This is a genomic window from Streptomyces sp. NPDC046985 (assembly GCF_040644415.1).
Taxonomy (GTDB): Bacteria; Actinomycetota; Actinomycetes; order Streptomycetales; family Streptomycetaceae; genus Streptomyces.
Window position 1 is genome coordinate 85,117 of the sequence record NZ_JBEYWK010000017.1, and the last position, 15,143, is coordinate 100,259.

A 15,143-nucleotide genomic window follows, 5' to 3' on the forward strand; every position below is an offset into this window, starting at 1 on the left:
GTCAGTTCCCCGTCGGGACGACGACGAGGGATGCCTCGCCGTTCGCGGACCACTGGGCGAGGGTGGTGCCGTCCAGGGCGCTGACCGCGAGGTCCACCACCCGGTCACCGGAGTTGTCGGCCCTGCCGACCTCGATGACGACGGCGTGCACCGTGGTGTCCTTGCTGCTGCCGCCCGAGTCGCTGTCGGCGCCGTTGTTCTTCGGCGTGTGGACGACGTTGACCTTCTGGCCCGGGCTCAGCGTGCTGGCGGGAAGCTGAGCGGAGGAGAGCGAAACGCCCACCAGCTCCTTGCCCTGCTTGATCAGCGGCTGATCGCTGATGGCCTGGCTGGTGAGCAGGCTGCCCTTGGTCAGGCCGACCGTCGTGCGCTTGCCGATCATCTTCTTGATTTGGCTGGCCGGCACGGGGTGGAGGACGGGGTCGGTGGCGATCCGGGCCTCGACGAGGTCGTCGGCAGTGAGCTGCGCGCCCATCGGGACGTCGTGCGCGATGGCGACGACGGGCTCCCGGTCACCGGTGGACATGTACAGCCAGGCGTTCGCGCCGATGCCCACGGCGATCAGCGCGACGGCCATGGCGATGAAGCCGGGACGCCGTCGGCGTACGACCGGCTGGCGGACGATGGACTTGGGCGCCGGGGTCTGCTGTTCGGTGCTTTCGGGGACGGTCCCCGTGGTGGTGCTCATCTGGGCTTTCCTTACGTGTGCGGGCGGGTCACGGCTTGGCGACGACCTGGGCCTCGCCGATGGCCAGTTGCACGCCTACGGAGGCGCGGGTGGTGGTGATGTCGCCTTCCTGCCCACCGCCCTGCCAGTGCACGGTCCAAGTAGTGACCGCGCTGACGGAGAAGGTGTTGCCGGACCGGCCGCTGGAGGTCTTGGTGTACCGGTAGCCGCAGTCGGGCGACGAACTGCCGCCGTACGACGCCTTGTAGGGGGTTCCGGCGCCGGTGCACGTCACGCTGCCGCCGTCCCCCATCGTGTAGACGATCTTCTTCACGTTGGCGGTGGCGGTGACGGTGAGACCGGCCGCCGAGGCGCTTGCCGAGACGGGACCCCAGGTCCGGGCGGTCTTCACGTTCCAGATCCACACGGGCATGCCGACGATGCCGGTCTTCCCGGTGCCGGGAGCCGTACCGATCTGCGGTCCGAGCAGCCGCATCTTCTTGATGGCCTCCTGCGCCAGCTCCTCGGGGGAGGGGCCGCCGCCGAAGCCGGGCGGAGGATTCAGGCTCCAGGTCGAACCGCCGTACAGTTCACGGCCGAGACCGGGGCAGGAGCGGTTATAGACCTTGCCCTTCGCGCGCTCGTCCGGATCGGAGGGAGCGGCGCTTCCCCACTCCCAGTCCTCGGCGCCCGCCTTGGGCTGCGGCTTTAGGACGTCCCAGTAGCACTCATCGGCGGAGTTGAACCAGCCCATGTCTGTGTGGCAGGGGACCTCGCCGATCTCCTTGCCGTTGTTCTTCCAGTGGATGTAGCACGTGGCAGAGCCGACGCCTACACCACCTCCCCCGCCGCCTCCCCCGCCGCCGTTTCCTCCGGTGCCTCCACCTCCGCCCACGTGGATGTCGCAGTCGGGTACGAGGTCAGGGCAGGTGACTCCGCCGCCTCCTCCGTCGGCGCTGGCGGTGCCGACGGGCACGGTAAGAGCGAACAGCAGGGCGACGAGCGCGCCAATCAGCGACCAGGCACGGCGGCTCAGCACGTGCTGTCCTTGTCAATCGTCGCGTCGACGATCATCCACCCGCCGCTGCCAAGGTATGCCTTCGAGGTCTGCACGTGCCGGCGGTTGCTGCCGCCGAGGTCCGACTTCTTGCCGGTCTTGGCGTTCTTCGGGATGAACTTCGAGCTGTCGACGCAGTCCACGATGGTCGCGGACTTGGGGGAGCTGTCCAGCGACAGGTCGGTGACCTTGGGGGACAGGATCGGAGCGCCTCTCACCACCAGGTCGTTGCTTTGGTAGTACTGCGCGGCCAGCTTGACCTTCGTCAGCGCGTTATCGGCGGCGTACTTCTCCAGCCTCGCCCCTTTGAAGCTGCCGGAGCTGTAGATCTTCGTCTGCTCGGCCCACATGCCGCGGTAGGCGGTGAGGACCTGCTCCTGGGCGGTGGCCGTCGGATCGGGCGAGGGGGAGGCCGAAGTCTTCGAGGGCGACGGGGACGCGCTCGCCTTGGCACTGCCGCCGCCCGACCCGCAGCCGGCCAGCACTGCCACGGCGACCGCGGCTGCCGTTACGCAGACCCCGGCCCGGCGTATCCGAGCACAGTTTGAAGGTGCCACTGGCATATCCCCTCGTGTGAGTGGCGATCAGAAAGCAAAAAGGCATCAAAAACTGACGGGTAGTTATATAAGCGCCTTAGTGTGCACACCTGCCGTCAAGCGGATAAGGAGCCTAAGTCTCCGGCCATGTGGCCGTCACACCCTTTTAGCGGCGGCCGCGCAGACGACGGACGCCCGGTGCGGCGTCCAGCGCGCGCAACAGCTGCTCGACCGTGACCTTCAGTAGATCGGCGGCAGCGCGGAACTTGGACTCGTCCAGGGAGGAGAGGCCCCGCTCGATCCTCGACCATCGGGCCTGGGCGATGCCCAGCCGGCTCGCGAGGGCCTGCTGGCTCCAGCCGGCCAGCAGACGCAGCCGAGCCACGTCGGCTGGCGCCGCGCCTCGGCGCAGCAGCGCCTCCAGAGGGACTCCCAACGCGGCTGCGAGAGCGCACACCGTGGTCAACTGGGGCTTGCGTCTGCCCTGTTCGTACTGGCAGATGTGCGGCCCGGCCACCCTCGCCCCGTTCGCCCGCGCCTTCGCGGCCAGCTCGTCCTGGGACAGGAACGCCGCGGTGCGCAGGCGGCGCAGGGCTGCGCCGCTGAAGGCTGCTACTCCGCGACTTGCCACCGTGCTCCGTCGTGCCGAGGTTCTCAAGAGCGCCGTCGAGGCGCCCCCGGCCGGTCAGGGCGCCGCCGCGGGGTGAGGTGGCGACGGAGAGGGCGGCGGAAGGGGACGGGGACGGCAGCTGCGCAACCCCCGTGCCGTCCCGCGCGTCTTCGAACCGAAGCTCGCCGCCGGGGAGGTACGCCAGGTTCAGAGTGCTCTTGATATACACACGTCCCCCCTCCCCGTGCCCGCTTTCGCATGCGGGTAGTACTCGTCCCGTGACTGAATCTGACCGGTAACTTATCTGAATCTCGCACGGGCTTTTCAGGGCGTCAAGATCTATTCTGGCAATGATCTTGCTTTTTATGGATCTTTGCCCGTTATGCGTCGATGTAGCGCTGACCTGGGCTTCTTCCCCCGGGACGGCCTGTCGGGAGTGCGCCGGCGTCGACGGCCGCCTCCTCAGGACGCCCACCGGAGCAGTGCTTTCGGCCATGCCGAAGTGCTCGGCCGCACCCCTCGGGCGGCACGCAGTGCCACGGGCGAGGGCTGATCCGCTGTGGTACAGATCACGACACATCGTTCCGGCCCGACGGGTCGAGTCGCGCCTTCACGCGGCTGGGCACAACGCCACGGAGAAGTCCGAGTCCCGCCATGAACGCGATGAACAGGCGGTAGAACGCGACGAGTCCGCAGCCCAAGCCCCCCGCCATGGCGAGCACGACGACCGGCCTGCCCCAGGGGCTCGGCAGATACGGAGCGGTCATCGCCGTCCCTAGGAGGCTGATGGTGAGGATCGCCCACATCACACCGCGGGTCACCGACGCCGCCGCCAGACGCGCCCGCTGTGCGGCGACAGGGTCACGGCGCCCGCGTCCCCGGGAGGAGTTGCCGGGCTCTCAGCGGCCTTCATCTCGCACCGCCTCCGCCGACAGGGGGCTGGCGGCGCGCCCGACGGCGTGCTGAGCATGTCGCAGGCCGGCCGCCAACTCGTCCAACTTCTCGGTGATCTCGTCCAGTACGCCGGACGGCACCGCTTCCTCGACCAGCCGGGAGCGCCGGTGGCCGCGGTAGGCGCCTTGCGGTCCGTCGACGTCCTCGTCCGCTGCGTCCAGCTCGGTCAGCGTGCCCTCCAGCCGCTCCTGCTCCGCCAGGGCGTGGGCCGAGGCCGCGTGCAGGCGCAGGTAGGCGGCCTCGTACTCCTCGACTACATCGAGTTCGGACCCGTGTCCGTCAGCGGCCATGACCAGGCCGAGACCGTCCCAGAGGAACCGGTGTCCGGCGCGCGCCGCAGCTCGGCGACGTCCGACGCGGCCGCCGCCGAGGCGACCGCCTGCTGGAGTGCGAGCAGGCGGTGGACACGGTCCGCGTGTGGGACCGCGGCGTCCAGGACCCGGACGTGGCGACGCGTGGCGAGCGCCAGTACGGCCGGAACCCCTCAGGCCAGCGCGGCACCGACGGCGCCCGCCACGAGCAGGGACGTCCCGGCTGCCACGTACTCGCCCAGGACGGGACTGAGGAGCAGCACGGCGGCCACGAGCAGGGCCAGGCGGGACACGCTGACGGCGACGGGCAGGTCGGCGGCACCCAGCTGCCTGACCGTCGGCGACGGGCGGCGCCCCCAGACCGTCCGGGCCGCCACTGTCCGCCAGCCCTTCTTCCCCTCCGGCGAACACCCCGATCTCAGCGGGGAAGGCGTCGTCGAACCGCAGCTCCGTCTGGAGTGGGTACCCCCAGCGGATCCACCCCCACGGCGTCCGCTCCACGGTCCTCACCGCACCCGCCGGCTCGAAAGCGGCACCGCGCTGTTCCGCGCAGACCGCCTGGAAGCGGACGGCCCGCTCGGTCTCGCTGCGCCAGCGCGCCATGTCACCGCCGAACGGGCGCGGCCGGAGAGCGTCTGAATTCTCCTCGTTCACTTAGACGCCCCCTCGCCGGGCAGCGCGGGCCCGGGGCAACCGCCCAGCACACGGCGCAACGCCTCCTTCTCCGGCGGTGTCACCCAGAGCCGGTACTTCGTCTTCACCTCGACCTGGCGCAGCGCGTAGCCGCAGCGGATCTCCTTGTTCGGCGGCAGCCACGTCGCGGCGTCCCCGTCCCCCTTCGCCCCGTTCGTCGGGCCGTCGACCGCGGCGAGGTTGAGCGGGTCGTTCGCCAGGCTCAGCCGCTCGGCCGGAGACAGCTGCTGGGCCCCGGTCTGCCAGCTAAGGCTCAGCGGGACGATGTGGTCGATCTGCACCGCCAGCGAGGTCTTGACGCCCCGAGTGAAGGCGATGGTGGTGGCGGTGTACGGGTCGTGGAGCACCCCCGAGACGACCGTGCACGGCCCCTTGCGGACCACGTCGGACAGATCGCGGGCGAGGACGTCGTCCCTCGTCGAGCAGCCGTTGTGGCTGTCCGGTGCGGTGCTGTCGTCGCTCCAGGCCGACCCGAACTGGGTGCGGCTGTAGCCCGTCTTGGGTGCCCTGCCCTTGACGGGCAGCTTATCGAGCGCCTTGAGCGCGGGCGTTGCCGGCATCAGGGGGCCGGCGGCTCCCGAGGTGGTCGTGGGGGTGGCCTTGGCGATGTCCAGGGGGGTGCAGGCGGCGAGTGTGGCGGCTGCCGCGAGGGCGGTGCCGGCTGCGGCGAGGCGAAGACGGTGGGACACGGAAGTGGTGCTCCTTGTGGGTCGGAGGTGTGCGTCATCCCATAGAGGTGCCGCGCGGTGTGTTCGTGTGACTGCTCCGGCCCCACCGGTTCGAGGTGGTCCGGCACACCATGGCCTTGGTGTGCCGGACGGGCACACCGTCAGCTGACGGTGCCGCTGAAGGTGATGTGCTCGCCCTGGTCGACGGCCTCGACGGTGACCGGACCGGGAACAGCGGTGGTGGGGAGGGAGAAGTGCACGGTGACGGTGGCCGGGCGCGCGGGGGCGATCGGCGCGTCGGGGTAGTCCAGCCCCGGGGTGAGGGCCGCGGCGTCCTTCAGACCGGCGCCGGTCATCACCCGCAGGGTGATTCCCGCGCCGGTCCGCGGCTGGGATTCGCTGTTGATGACGGTGAGGTCGGCCGTCGCCGGTCGCATACCGTTCTTGGCCGGTCCGAGGGTGATCGCCGAGACCCGCATGCGGTCGGGCGACCACGCGCCGAAGGGGAGGACCGCGCCGGCCGAGGCTGCTTCGGTGCCGCCCGGCGCGGGAGGTCCGGCATCTTCGGCAGCGCCCGCCTTCCCGGGCAGGGTGCCTTCGAAGAAGAGGTCGTCTGCCTCCGCCATGCCCTCCTGTGTGGCTTCGGCGGTGACGGTGACCCGCTGGCCCCGCGCCTGCGGGGGAATGGCGACTCCGACCTCGGCGGTGAACGTGGCGCCCGGGGCCTTCCGGACGGCCGCGTTGTGGGCGGGCAGTCCGGTCAGGACCGCGTCCTTGACCGGGGCGGCCTGACGTCCGAGAGATCCGTAGCGCACGGTGAGCGTGGTATCGGGCAGCTGTGCGATCTGGCCGCTGGTGTTGTTGAACCGCGCCTGGGTGCGCACCACGACCCACCCGGCCGGCACATGCTCGGCCGAGGCGCCCGTGTTGGTCTCCGTGAAGGGCGCCAGCCCTAGGTTCCATCCCTGCGCCGCGACGGGGACGGACCGCCCCAGCGGGGTGACGCCGGCGGGCAGCGCGTCCGGCGCGGCGGCGCTGGCCGCCGGCGTTCTGCCGGGCGTCCCGGCAGCACCCTCCGACGGGTGGCCGGCGCAGCCCGCCGACAGTGTCGCGATCGCCACCGCGATGACGGCGGCCAGTCCCCGTGTGCTGCGCATGGCTCTTCCCCTCGGTCACGGCGCGGGTTCGCGCCTCTGTACGGGGATCATGCCAAAACAGCTTCTGGCCGCTCCCTGATGTGGAGTTAGGGGCGGGCTCAGACATGGCTCAGCGAGGGGAACAGGCCGCCGAGCGGCCGAGTCCGGCCAGCGGGAACGAGGAGGGCGACGTAGCAGAAAACGTACGCGCCGCTGTGGAAGGCGACGCGCAGCCCGTACGGGATCGAGCCGTTCGACGAGCTGAGCGGCGCCACCTCCTGAACGAATGGGTCCTGGCGCGCGGTCAGGACGTCGATGAGATGCAGCTCGACGGCGGCCAGCGCCGTCTTGCCCGCAGCCGGTAGCGGTGCGGAGCGCTGCCGGATCGGCGGGGCTCCCTGCGCGGGACGGCGTTCGTCCGCCGGCTGGCCGGCCACGATCTGGAGGTAGACCTCAACCCCGGTGGGCAGCGTCAGCCGCAGCCCGTACCGGCTGTGCGTGCAGCCGGACTCGTCGAAGGTGGCCACCCACCCCTCGGTGTCGTCGTTGTGGCTGAGGCAGGTGCGAAGGAGGTTCTCGAATCCGGCCGCCTCCCAGGGCCTCAGCCGCTGTTCTCGCGGGGCAGCGCTGGTACCGCGTGCTCCGTCGCTTCGGGCACGTCGCGTCGTGGTCGGTGACCATGCCGGCGAGCGCGGTGAGCAGATCGCCGGGTTCGGCATCGCAGAGCCTCTCGCCGCATAGGGTGTGGACAAGTTCGACATCGTGCTTGGCGGCGTCGCCGGAATCGAGCAGCGGATAGTCGTCCCAGACTGGTTCGTGCCGCCCGGTCCAGACCGTGTGGTTGCCGGTCACGACGGGTGCGCCTCCTCGTACGGCGCCAGCGCGCGGAGGACCGCTGTGCCAAGGGCCCCCGTGCCGGGACCGGCCAACCAGTCGCGGACGGTCATTCCTTCGGGGGCGTCCGCGAGTTGGCTGATGAGCTCCGGCACGGAGGTGCGGGGTGTGCCCTCGGAGTCACAGCCGGCCCCGAAGGTGCCGACTCCGGGGACATGCGCGACGAAGTTCCCGTCCTCTTCGCCGACCGGGTCCTGCCACAGCTTGAAGACGGCGCTGGGAGCCTGTTGCAGGAGAGACGTTGAGAGGTCGTACGCACCGCTGGTCGGCGTCTCGTCGATGCCGTAGCGCCGGCCGAGGACCAGCGCGGGGGTGCTGCTCCTGCCGTCGCTCCATTCGAGGTCCAGGCCCTCCTCCTTCATCACCTCCAGGACGGCTTGGACCTCGCTCTCGTGGACGGAGTAGACGTACATCTGAAGTGGTGAGCTGTTGGACATGGCGTTCTCCCGAAGTGGCGTTGGCTGGTGATGCGGTGGGACGGGGTCGGGCCGAAGCTGTCGGCCCGGCCCCGGGGTGAGTGGTCAGGCTTCGAGTGCGGATTCCGGGCGGCGGCGGTTCTTCAGCCCGCGCCTGCGCAGCGGGTCGTGGCGCTGCTCGTCCACGGGGACCACGGTGGTGATCGGGTCCGAGTCCTCGGCGAGCAGGTCCAGGCGGACCCAGTAGGGCATCACCCAGCGGGTGGTCACACCCTGGCGCGCCCGGCCGGTGCGGAACCGGCGGAAGTGGCCGCACCGCTGGTGGGGCGCCTGCTGGACACCGGAGGGAATGCCGTCGCCCTCCTGGATGCGGCCCGCCGCCCGTCGTGCCGCGTGCAGCGCGGGACCGACGCGCCATCCGACCTCGACGAAGAACGGGTCGCGGTTCTTGGCGACGGGCCGCCGCCGCTTCTTCTTCGACGGCTTGACGACGGGCGGCTCCGCCAAGTCCCGGTTGTCGCAGCAGAGATAGATCAGGACGCTCAGGGCCGGACGGAGAAGTTCCTCGAACAGGGCGTACGCGGCGCGCTTGTCCCGCGCCCGGCTCCAGTGGGCCTCCGCCCTGGCGGCCGCGAAGTCCACGGCTTGGGCCACGGTGAACTTCTCCAGGCCGGTGGGGATGTTCATGCGTATGTGGGTCTGCCCGCGTACCTCCCACGTCTCCTCGTCGAGGAGGTCGATCACGAAGAGCAGGCCGAGACCTTCGATGTCCTCGTCGGTGTACGTCTGCTGCTCGGGGACCTGGTTGTAGCCGTAGAGGTAGAAGCCGCGCACCAGGCCCTCCGATCCCTGGTAGTGCACCGGCCAGGGGTCCGGAAGGACGATGAGCGGGTTGATGTGGGGAAGGTGGCTGAAGATGCTGCCGGGCAGGGTGTCCGAGGTCGAGCGGTACAGCTCCGAGGCCAGGTGCTCGTTGAGGTCATAGGTCACTCGGCCGCGCCGGGCCCACATGCGGTAGATCCCGACATGGCTGGCGATGTCGATCAGGTCGGCCTGTTCCGCGCCGCTCAAGCCGGGGGGCGGGGTGTGCCTGAGGGTGACGGGCCGTCCGGTGGAGAGCTGGTCGAGTTTCGGGGCCAGCCATAGGTGGTTGCCGCGCAGATCGCTTTCGCGGCTGGTCAGCTCTTCGACGAAGGTCTCACTGATGTCGCGGCTCTTCAGAGCGCGTGAATGACGGCTGTTCATCATGGCTTCCCTGTGGCTGGGGCCCTTAGCGGCCCGAAGGGGCCGGTGTTCCGCTGACGGTTCACCGGAGGTCCAGCTGGTGTGCGGCGGCCTGTGGCCGCCGGGCGGGTGCTCCGCACCGGCTATCCCAACCGTAGATGAACTCATAGATTTAAGCAATTTTAGGGGTGGCGGGGATCGGCACGAGGAAGAACTCCTGCCCGTCGTCCGCGACGACGCGCAGCGGCCGGTCGGGAAGGGCTGAGAAGACCGCCGACGCGACCGTGGCCGCGCTGGTGCTGCTGTCCAGCGGCGGTGCCAGAGCGCAGCGGATGGCGGCCATGGTGTCGGCGGACAGGGGCGACTTCAACGGCGCGGCCTTGGCTGCCTCCGCGCACTGCGCGAGCTGATCGTCGCCGGCCTCGGCGTCCAGCCCCCGTCGGCGGGCGATGGCCGCCACCGTCGTCGCGAGCGCCGCGCGGTTGTGCTGACGGCACAGCTCTCCGGACGTCCCCGGCGGGTGCAGGTGGCGGGCTGTGCCGATCGAGGTCTTCTTCACTGGGATCTCCGTGGTGAGGTGCGGGCGGAGGCGGGCGTACCGGGTCTCTTCGGCCCCGGTCCCGCCCGCCATCGGTCACAGGTAAGCGCTGACCATCTCGGCGAAGTCGTCGGGGCCGATGAGGCTCACGCCGAGCGCTTCCGCCTTCGCCTTCTTCGAGCCGGCCTTCTCCCCGGCGACCACCAGGCTCGTGCTCTTGGAGACGCTGGACCCGGCGCGCCCTCCCGCCCGCTCGATCAGCTCGTTCATCCCGGTGCGCGACAGCGTCCCGAGGCGTCCGCTCATCGTGCCCGTGGCCACGACGGTCAGTCCCGCCAGCGGCGGTGCCGTGTCCCCGGCCGCGCCGGAGACGGCGGCCTCGGCTGCCGGGCTGACCTTGTCCGGCTCGGTCGGGTTGACGCCCGCCGCGCCGAGCTTGGCGATCACCGGCTCCAGCTCGGCCAGCTCGGCGATCACCAGGGCCGACTTCTCGGCGCCGATTCCCTCGACCTGGCGCAGCTCGGCGGCCGACGCCGCCTGGAGGGCCGCCATGCTGCCGAAGTGGGCGGCGAGCCGCCGCGACATGCTGCGCCCCGTCCCCCGGACCCCCAGCGCGCAGAAGACGCGGGAGAGGGGCTGCTGCTTCGCCGTCTCGATGCGCTCTAGGAGCTTGACGGCCGTCTTCTCACTGCCGGTCGCCTCAACGAGTTGGCCCCGGGTGAGGGTGAACAGATCGGCGATGTCCTGGACCGCCTCCCGTTCCACCAGCCGCGCGACGATCTTCGGTCCGATGCCCTCGATGTGGAGGACGTCGCGCTGTACCGCGTACGCGATGGACGCGGGGAGGTTGCACCCGCGGCCCTTCAGGCACCGCCAGCGCTCCTGGCTCGTGTCGATTTCACCCGAGCAGTTCGGGCAGACGGTGGGCAGCTCGATCGGCTTCTCCTCGCCCGTGCGGGCGGACACCACGGGGCCGAGGATCTGCGGGATGACGTCGCCGGCCCTGCGGACCACGACGCGGTCGCCGATGCGCAGTCCCAGCTTGGTGATCATGCCGGGGTTGTGGAGCGTGGCGAACTGCACGCTCACGCCTTGGATATCGACCGGCAGGACCTCGCCCCGGGGAGCGAGATTGCCGGTCCGCCCCGTCGTCCAGGTGGCGGCGGTCAGCGTCGAAGTGACCTCCAGGGAGGGCAGCTTGTACGCGATCGCCCACAGCGGTGCGCGGGAGCTGGAGCCCGCGGCGGCCTGGTCGCCGGGGTGGTCGGCCTTGATGACGATGCCGTCGATCCCGACGTCCAGAGACGTCCGCTGTTCGGCGACCTTCTCGACGTACGCCTGGACGTCCTTCAGCAGCGGGGAGGTCAGCGTGCCGACGGGGGTGTCGCCCGCCGTTTGGACCCCGAGGCTGCTCAGCGTCTTCATCCGGTCGGTGTGTGTCATCGCCTCCCGGATCGGCTGGCCCGGTCGGTCGCCGGTGGTGGACAGCAGACCGTAGCCGTAGAAGGAGAGCGGGATGACGTAGTCCCGCCCGGTCGCGCGCAGCGAGCCGGAGGCGGCGTTGCGGGGGTTGGAGAACGGTGCGCCGCCGTGGGCGGTGCGGATGCGGTTCGCCTCCTCGAAGCGGGACTGGAGCAGGACGACCTCGCCCCGGACCTCGACCGAGACCGGCGTGCTCAGCTCGACCGGCAGACCGGCGATCGTGCCGATGGCGTGGGAGACGTCGTCTCCGGTGGTGCCGGTGCCCCGGGTGACGAGCCGGACGAGCTTGCCGTCGCGGTAGTGCGCCGCGACGGCCAGGCCGTCCATCTTCGGGCTGGCGTGCAGACCTTGCGGCGACGTCCCTAGGCGCTTGCCCAGGGACTTCGCCCAGCCGGCCAGCTCGTCGGCGTCGTAGACGTTGTTGAGGGAGAGCATCGGCGTCGCGTGCACGACCATGCCGTCCGTGAGCGCCCCGGCGGCCACCTTCCCGGTGGGCGAGTCCGCGGAGAGGTGGTCCGGATGCTGCTGCTCGTACGCCGCGATGTTGCTCATGAGGCGGTCGAACGCCGCGTCGTCCAGCAGCGAGTCGCCACCTCCGTAGTAGGCGGCGGCAGCGTTCCGCACCTCTTCGACGGCGAGGTGGTAGGCGCTGCGGTCGGGCAGGAGGGCAGAGGAGGGGCTCGACATGATTCTTATCCTTCTGGCTGATGGGGGCGGCACCGCATCGCACTCGGCGCACCGTCCCGCGAGGCGGGAGCCGGGCGAGGCGATATCGGCGTCAGGTGCCGAAGAGGTCGGCGCTTCGGGGCTGACCGACATTAGGAGAATACTCGCACTCATAGAGTTAAGCAACTGGATCGATCCTGTTGTCATCCCTCACTCCGCGACCGCCTACGGCGCAGGGAGCGCCGGCCGTGCTGTCTTCTCGGTGCGCTCCCACGGTCACCGAGGTGGTTCGGTCGATGCCCGCACGGAACGTTCTTGCGCCGCCCGCCCTGTCGAGGACGACGTGTGAGGGGCTACCGTGCGCGCCTTTGGGTGTCGGCGAGGCTGCGCAGGACGGTGACGTGATGGTCGGCCAGGACCTGGGCGTATGTACCCGTATCGCGCACGTAGCGGTTCACCTCGGGGTCGTCGATGTGCTGAGCGGTCCAGCAGAGCATGTGGTTGCGGCCTGAGGTGCGGGGGTCGGAGCAGATCTTGCGGGCGTCGGCCTCGCTCGTGCGCCACAGCACCCGGCGATAGGCCGGCCCTCCGTGCCTGGAGGCGATGAAGACGAGCACGTCTCCCTGCATGTGGAACTCCTCGCGGGCCGGCCGCCCGTGGCTGATGTGCCGGCGGCGAGCGGATCGGCCCGCCGGGGTGACGGGCTAGGCGGGAGAGGGCTCGTAGCCTTCTGCGTCGTCTACGAGGCGGGCGTCCTCGTCGCGGACGAACTCCTCGTAGGCACGCTGAACCGCCCGCTGGTGGGTGTCTACGTCGAACTCGCACGCCCAGCTCGTGCCGGCGCCGGGGGCGTCTCGTACGGCGGCCTCGATGGAGTTCCGGTCTCCGTCTGTGACGTGGAGGGACTTGGTGATGGTGAGCGTGTCGCCGAGCCAGCGGCCGATCAAGAGGGTGGACATCTCGTTCCTGCGGGGACAGCGGCCCGGCGGGGCCGGGCCGCTCGATGGGCGGGTGGCTGGTCCGTCAGGCGTACGGGTCGGCCTGAAAGAGTGTGGCGGTGGCGGGGTCGTAGACCGCGCCGTGGAAGGTCAGTTCGGCGAATCGGGCGTAGCGCTTCTCGTCGAATTGCGTGTAGGGAAGGTCCTGCCCGCGTTCCAGGAGAAGGCGGGCGAATCCGGCGTCGACGCTCTCGGGGTAGACGCGCTTGTCGGGCGCGAGCTCGGCCACGTTCCACGTGGGGCGCGCCAGGTGGCTCACTGTGCTGTTCGTCGACCTCCTGTAGACGAGGACGTGGATGTTCGCGCCGTGGAGGTAGCAGTGCCAGGTGTCCTTGTCCGAGGTGAAGCCGTACGCCAGCGTGCGCTCGGGCCCGGGAATCTCGTCCACGCTGAGCGTGCGCGGCTCGTTACGAATGCTCAACAGCTGTTTGAACTCGTCCAGTTGCACTGGAATCTTCCTCCGATTGACATGGGTTCGGCCGGGTGGGGTCAGGCGGGCAGCGGGACGAACAGAACGGGGCAGGGTGTGCCGTAGGGCTGTTCGTCGTCGCTGATCTCGACCAAGGCGTCCGCCACGAACGTCCGCTCGAAGTCGGGGGCCTCGACGGTCACGTCGGGACCGTAGTGGAGCGTCGCCCCGTAGGTGTTCCACGCCGGACCGTCGTCGTAGTCGTTGGTCACGATGATCGTGACCGCGCTGGGCATCGCGTGCATCGTGCTGTCCTCGAAGAACTCGACCAGGGCGTCCCGGAGAAAGGCGCGCAGCTCGGCCGGGACGTGGGGGAACATGTCGTGGGCAGGGCCTCGGCGGCGGGCGGGGAAGGCGGTGTGCAGCTCGGCGGCAAGTTCCGGGGGGATGGTTGCAGACGCCATGGCGCCGAACGCGCGCTTCAGGTCCTCCCCGGTGGCGCGCAGTACGGCGTCCTGAGCGGCACGGTCGGCGTCGGACAAGGTCTTGGGCATGGTTGCGCTCCTGGTCGGGAGTCGGTGGCCGCGGTCTCGGAAGACGTACGGCGGTCGAAGCGGGGCGACGGCGGCCGGCCGCCCGCTGCCCTCCGGCTGGAGGGGCGGCGGGGCTGTGAAGTGCTGTTCCGGGTCGGACGGGCTGCTGTTCACGCAGCGCGGTGCCGGGCGGCCCGCAGTGCGGCGATGAACGCGTCACGCCCGGGCCAGTGGGAGGCGAAGAACGTCTCGGTGTTGGCCTTCAGCTGCGCCGTGAGCTGGTCGGTCAGGCTCTCCGTCCAGATCTGCGCCGCGTCGGCGAGCCAGTCGGCGGCGGGACCGGAGTTCGCCACCTCGTTCGCATACCCGCGCTTGAGGAAGGCGGCGTACACGCGCACCTGGCGGGTGACGGGCAGTCGGTATGTGCGGCCGTTGTCCAAGACCACCTCGGCCGTCATGAAGGCGGTCCGCCTGGTCGCGGTGACTGTCCCTTCGGCGATGTGGTCCTGGACGGGGTGGTCGCCGTACACCTGAAAGCTGACGGGGTAACCCGGGGCGAGGGCGGACGCGGGGGCGGTTATGTACGACATGACGCTCCTGGAAGCGAAGGGCGCGGGCGGGGGAGTCCGGCTGGAGGTCGGGGGGACCTCGCCGAGCGATGTTCTAACCATAGGTGAACTCATAGAATTAAGCAACATGCTTGGGGTAGGGCAACGCCCCGAGGCCGATGACGGTGCGCGTTCGTTCGGTGCTGGTACGTCCTACAGGCATGGCGTACCGGTGGGTCCCCGGGTGCCGCGAGCTCCTGGCCCCGATCTGCTTCAGCACGGTGCGCAGCCAGGTGCGCCGGTCAGCCCCCGCAGGGCGTTCCGGGGCGCCCAGCGCCCGGATGCGGCGCTCGAACCCGTCGGCGCCACGGTCACCGGCGACGAACTTCGCGATCGACCGCGCCGGCAGCACCTGGCCGTCCGGCAGGACGGTGACCGTCCGCGCCGTGCTGCGGCCCGTGTAAGTCGCCGAAAGAGCCTGGTAGATGACTCCTAGGTGCCCATGCGGGGACCCCGCCGTGCGCCCGTCCGGCAGGGTGCGAAGCCGTGCGACAGGATCGGCGTAGGTGACGACTCCGCGTACGCCGTGACCAGCGGCCAGGCGAAGGGCCGCCGCGACCGTGAAGCTCTCCCCGTTGCTCGCCACCGACGGGGACAAGCACACCCTGGACATCTCCAACGCCTCCGAGTAAGGCTCCTTCTGCGCACCGAGAGTAGCCATCGTCGCAGCTCACACTGCACGTGACCTGTGAGTCGACGTGTTGGCGGACTGGACGGACTCGACGACTCGCCGCGCCTGGGAA

Annotated in this window: 20 protein-coding genes; all 20 read right to left on the reverse strand. The window is 70.2% G+C overall.

The genetic code is table 11. The features are described from left to right. Position 1: 1 nt before the first annotated feature. Positions 2–688: an SAF domain-containing protein gene (locus ABZ861_RS22200; RefSeq protein WP_361632691.1), complete on the reverse strand. Its 687-nt coding sequence runs from the start codon at positions 686–688 to the stop codon at positions 2–4. Positions 689–716: 28 nt separating this feature from the next. Beyond that, a complete protein-coding gene (locus tag ABZ861_RS22205) occupies positions 717–1,706 on the reverse strand; it encodes a hypothetical protein (protein ID WP_361632693.1) in 990 nt (329 codons plus the stop codon). Continuing rightward, on the reverse strand, positions 1,700–2,215 hold the full coding sequence (locus ABZ861_RS22210; RefSeq protein ID WP_361632695.1) for a hypothetical protein: 516 nt from the start codon (positions 2,213–2,215) through the stop codon (positions 1,700–1,702). Before ABZ861_RS22210 ends, ABZ861_RS22205 begins: the two co-directional genes overlap by 7 nt. 211 nt (positions 2,216–2,426) lie before the next feature. Beyond that, on the reverse strand, positions 2,427–2,891 hold the full coding sequence (locus tag ABZ861_RS22215; protein WP_361632697.1) for a helix-turn-helix domain-containing protein: 465 nt from the start codon (positions 2,889–2,891) through the stop codon (positions 2,427–2,429). Positions 2,892–3,439: 548 nt separating this feature from the next. Next, positions 3,440–3,637: a hypothetical protein gene (locus ABZ861_RS22220; protein ID WP_361632699.1), complete on the reverse strand. Its 198-nt coding sequence runs from the start codon at positions 3,635–3,637 to the stop codon at positions 3,440–3,442. A gap of 132 nt (positions 3,638–3,769) precedes the next feature. Continuing rightward, a complete protein-coding gene (locus tag ABZ861_RS22225; protein WP_361632701.1) occupies positions 3,770–4,114 on the reverse strand; it encodes a hypothetical protein in 345 nt (114 codons plus the stop codon). Between the two features lie 194 nt (positions 4,115–4,308). Continuing rightward, positions 4,309–4,512: a hypothetical protein gene (locus ABZ861_RS22230; RefSeq protein ID WP_361632703.1), complete on the reverse strand. Its 204-nt coding sequence runs from the start codon at positions 4,510–4,512 to the stop codon at positions 4,309–4,311. 273 nt (positions 4,513–4,785) lie between these two features. Continuing rightward, complete coding sequence (locus ABZ861_RS22235) at positions 4,786–5,517, reverse strand: HNH endonuclease family protein (protein WP_361632705.1); 732 nt, start codon at positions 5,515–5,517, stop codon at positions 4,786–4,788. Positions 5,518–5,657: 140 nt separating this feature from the next. After that, positions 5,658–6,653, reverse strand: coding sequence for a hypothetical protein (locus tag ABZ861_RS22240; RefSeq protein WP_361632707.1), 996 nt, complete (start codon positions 6,651–6,653; stop codon positions 5,658–5,660). Between the two features lie 98 nt (positions 6,654–6,751). Next, on the reverse strand, positions 6,752–7,159 hold the full coding sequence (locus ABZ861_RS22245; RefSeq protein ID WP_361632709.1) for a hypothetical protein: 408 nt from the start codon (positions 7,157–7,159) through the stop codon (positions 6,752–6,754). Between the two features lie 321 nt (positions 7,160–7,480). Further along, positions 7,481–7,963, reverse strand: a complete 483-nt coding sequence (locus ABZ861_RS22250; protein WP_361632711.1) for a hypothetical protein — start codon at positions 7,961–7,963, stop codon at positions 7,481–7,483. Positions 7,964–8,047: 84 nt separating this feature from the next. After that, a complete protein-coding gene (locus ABZ861_RS22255) occupies positions 8,048–9,187 on the reverse strand; it encodes a hypothetical protein (protein ID WP_361632713.1) in 1,140 nt (379 codons plus the stop codon). A 151-nt stretch (positions 9,188–9,338) separates the two neighbouring features. Next, positions 9,339–9,797, reverse strand: a complete 459-nt coding sequence (locus tag ABZ861_RS22260; RefSeq protein ID WP_361632715.1) for a hypothetical protein — start codon at positions 9,795–9,797, stop codon at positions 9,339–9,341. A gap of 3 nt (positions 9,798–9,800) precedes the next feature. Continuing rightward, positions 9,801–11,873: an NAD-dependent DNA ligase LigA gene (gene ligA / locus ABZ861_RS22265; protein ID WP_361632717.1), complete on the reverse strand. Its 2,073-nt coding sequence runs from the start codon at positions 11,871–11,873 to the stop codon at positions 9,801–9,803. A 332-nt stretch (positions 11,874–12,205) separates the two neighbouring features. Then, complete coding sequence (locus ABZ861_RS22270) at positions 12,206–12,481, reverse strand: hypothetical protein (RefSeq protein ID WP_361632719.1); 276 nt, start codon at positions 12,479–12,481, stop codon at positions 12,206–12,208. 75 nt (positions 12,482–12,556) lie between these two features. Next, positions 12,557–12,811 carry a hypothetical protein gene (locus tag ABZ861_RS22275; RefSeq protein WP_361632721.1) on the reverse strand — a complete coding sequence of 85 codons (255 nt, stop codon included), beginning with the start codon at positions 12,809–12,811 and terminating at the stop codon, positions 12,557–12,559. Positions 12,812–12,875: 64 nt separating this feature from the next. Then, positions 12,876–13,271 carry a hypothetical protein gene (locus tag ABZ861_RS22280; RefSeq protein WP_361632723.1) on the reverse strand — a complete coding sequence of 132 codons (396 nt, stop codon included), beginning with the start codon at positions 13,269–13,271 and terminating at the stop codon, positions 12,876–12,878. A 68-nt stretch (positions 13,272–13,339) separates the two neighbouring features. Continuing rightward, positions 13,340–13,813 carry a hypothetical protein gene (locus tag ABZ861_RS22285; protein ID WP_361632725.1) on the reverse strand — a complete coding sequence of 158 codons (474 nt, stop codon included), beginning with the start codon at positions 13,811–13,813 and terminating at the stop codon, positions 13,340–13,342. A gap of 149 nt (positions 13,814–13,962) precedes the next feature. Beyond that, positions 13,963–14,382, reverse strand: coding sequence for a hypothetical protein (locus ABZ861_RS22290; protein WP_361632727.1), 420 nt, complete (start codon positions 14,380–14,382; stop codon positions 13,963–13,965). Positions 14,383–14,479: 97 nt separating this feature from the next. Continuing rightward, positions 14,480–15,061 carry a hypothetical protein gene (locus ABZ861_RS22295; protein WP_361632729.1) on the reverse strand — a complete coding sequence of 194 codons (582 nt, stop codon included), beginning with the start codon at positions 15,059–15,061 and terminating at the stop codon, positions 14,480–14,482. Positions 15,062–15,143 lie beyond the last annotated feature (82 nt).

Coding starts and splice junctions, on each gene's coding strand:
- ABZ861_RS22200 (WP_361632691.1), bottom strand. CDS start 688: ATGAGCACCACCACGGGGACCGTCCCCGAAAGCACCGAACAGCAGACC.
- ABZ861_RS22220 (WP_361632699.1), bottom strand. CDS start 3,637: ATGACCGCTCCGTATCTGCCGAGCCCCTGGGGCAGGCCGGTCGTCGTG.
- ABZ861_RS22225 (WP_361632701.1), bottom strand. CDS start 4,114: ATGGCCGCTGACGGACACGGGTCCGAACTCGATGTAGTCGAGGAGTAC.
- ABZ861_RS22240 (WP_361632707.1), bottom strand. CDS start 6,653: ATGCGCAGCACACGGGGACTGGCCGCCGTCATCGCGGTGGCGATCGCG.
- ABZ861_RS22250 (WP_361632711.1), bottom strand. CDS start 7,963: ATGTCCAACAGCTCACCACTTCAGATGTACGTCTACTCCGTCCACGAG.
- ABZ861_RS22255 (WP_361632713.1), bottom strand. CDS start 9,187: ATGAACAGCCGTCATTCACGCGCTCTGAAGAGCCGCGACATCAGTGAG.
- ABZ861_RS22260 (WP_361632715.1), bottom strand. CDS start 9,797: ATGGCGGGCGGGACCGGGGCCGAAGAGACCCGGTACGCCCGCCTCCGC.
- ligA (WP_361632717.1), bottom strand. CDS start 11,873: ATGTCGAGCCCCTCCTCTGCCCTCCTGCCCGACCGCAGCGCCTACCAC.
- ABZ861_RS22270 (WP_361632719.1), bottom strand. CDS start 12,481: ATGCAGGGAGACGTGCTCGTCTTCATCGCCTCCAGGCACGGAGGGCCG.
- ABZ861_RS22275 (WP_361632721.1), bottom strand. CDS start 12,811: ATGTCCACCCTCTTGATCGGCCGCTGGCTCGGCGACACGCTCACCATC.
- ABZ861_RS22285 (WP_361632725.1), bottom strand. CDS start 13,813: ATGCCCAAGACCTTGTCCGACGCCGACCGTGCCGCTCAGGACGCCGTA.
- ABZ861_RS22290 (WP_361632727.1), bottom strand. CDS start 14,382: ATGTCGTACATAACCGCCCCCGCGTCCGCCCTCGCCCCGGGTTACCCC.
- ABZ861_RS22295 (WP_361632729.1), bottom strand. CDS start 15,061: ATGGCTACTCTCGGTGCGCAGAAGGAGCCTTACTCGGAGGCGTTGGAG.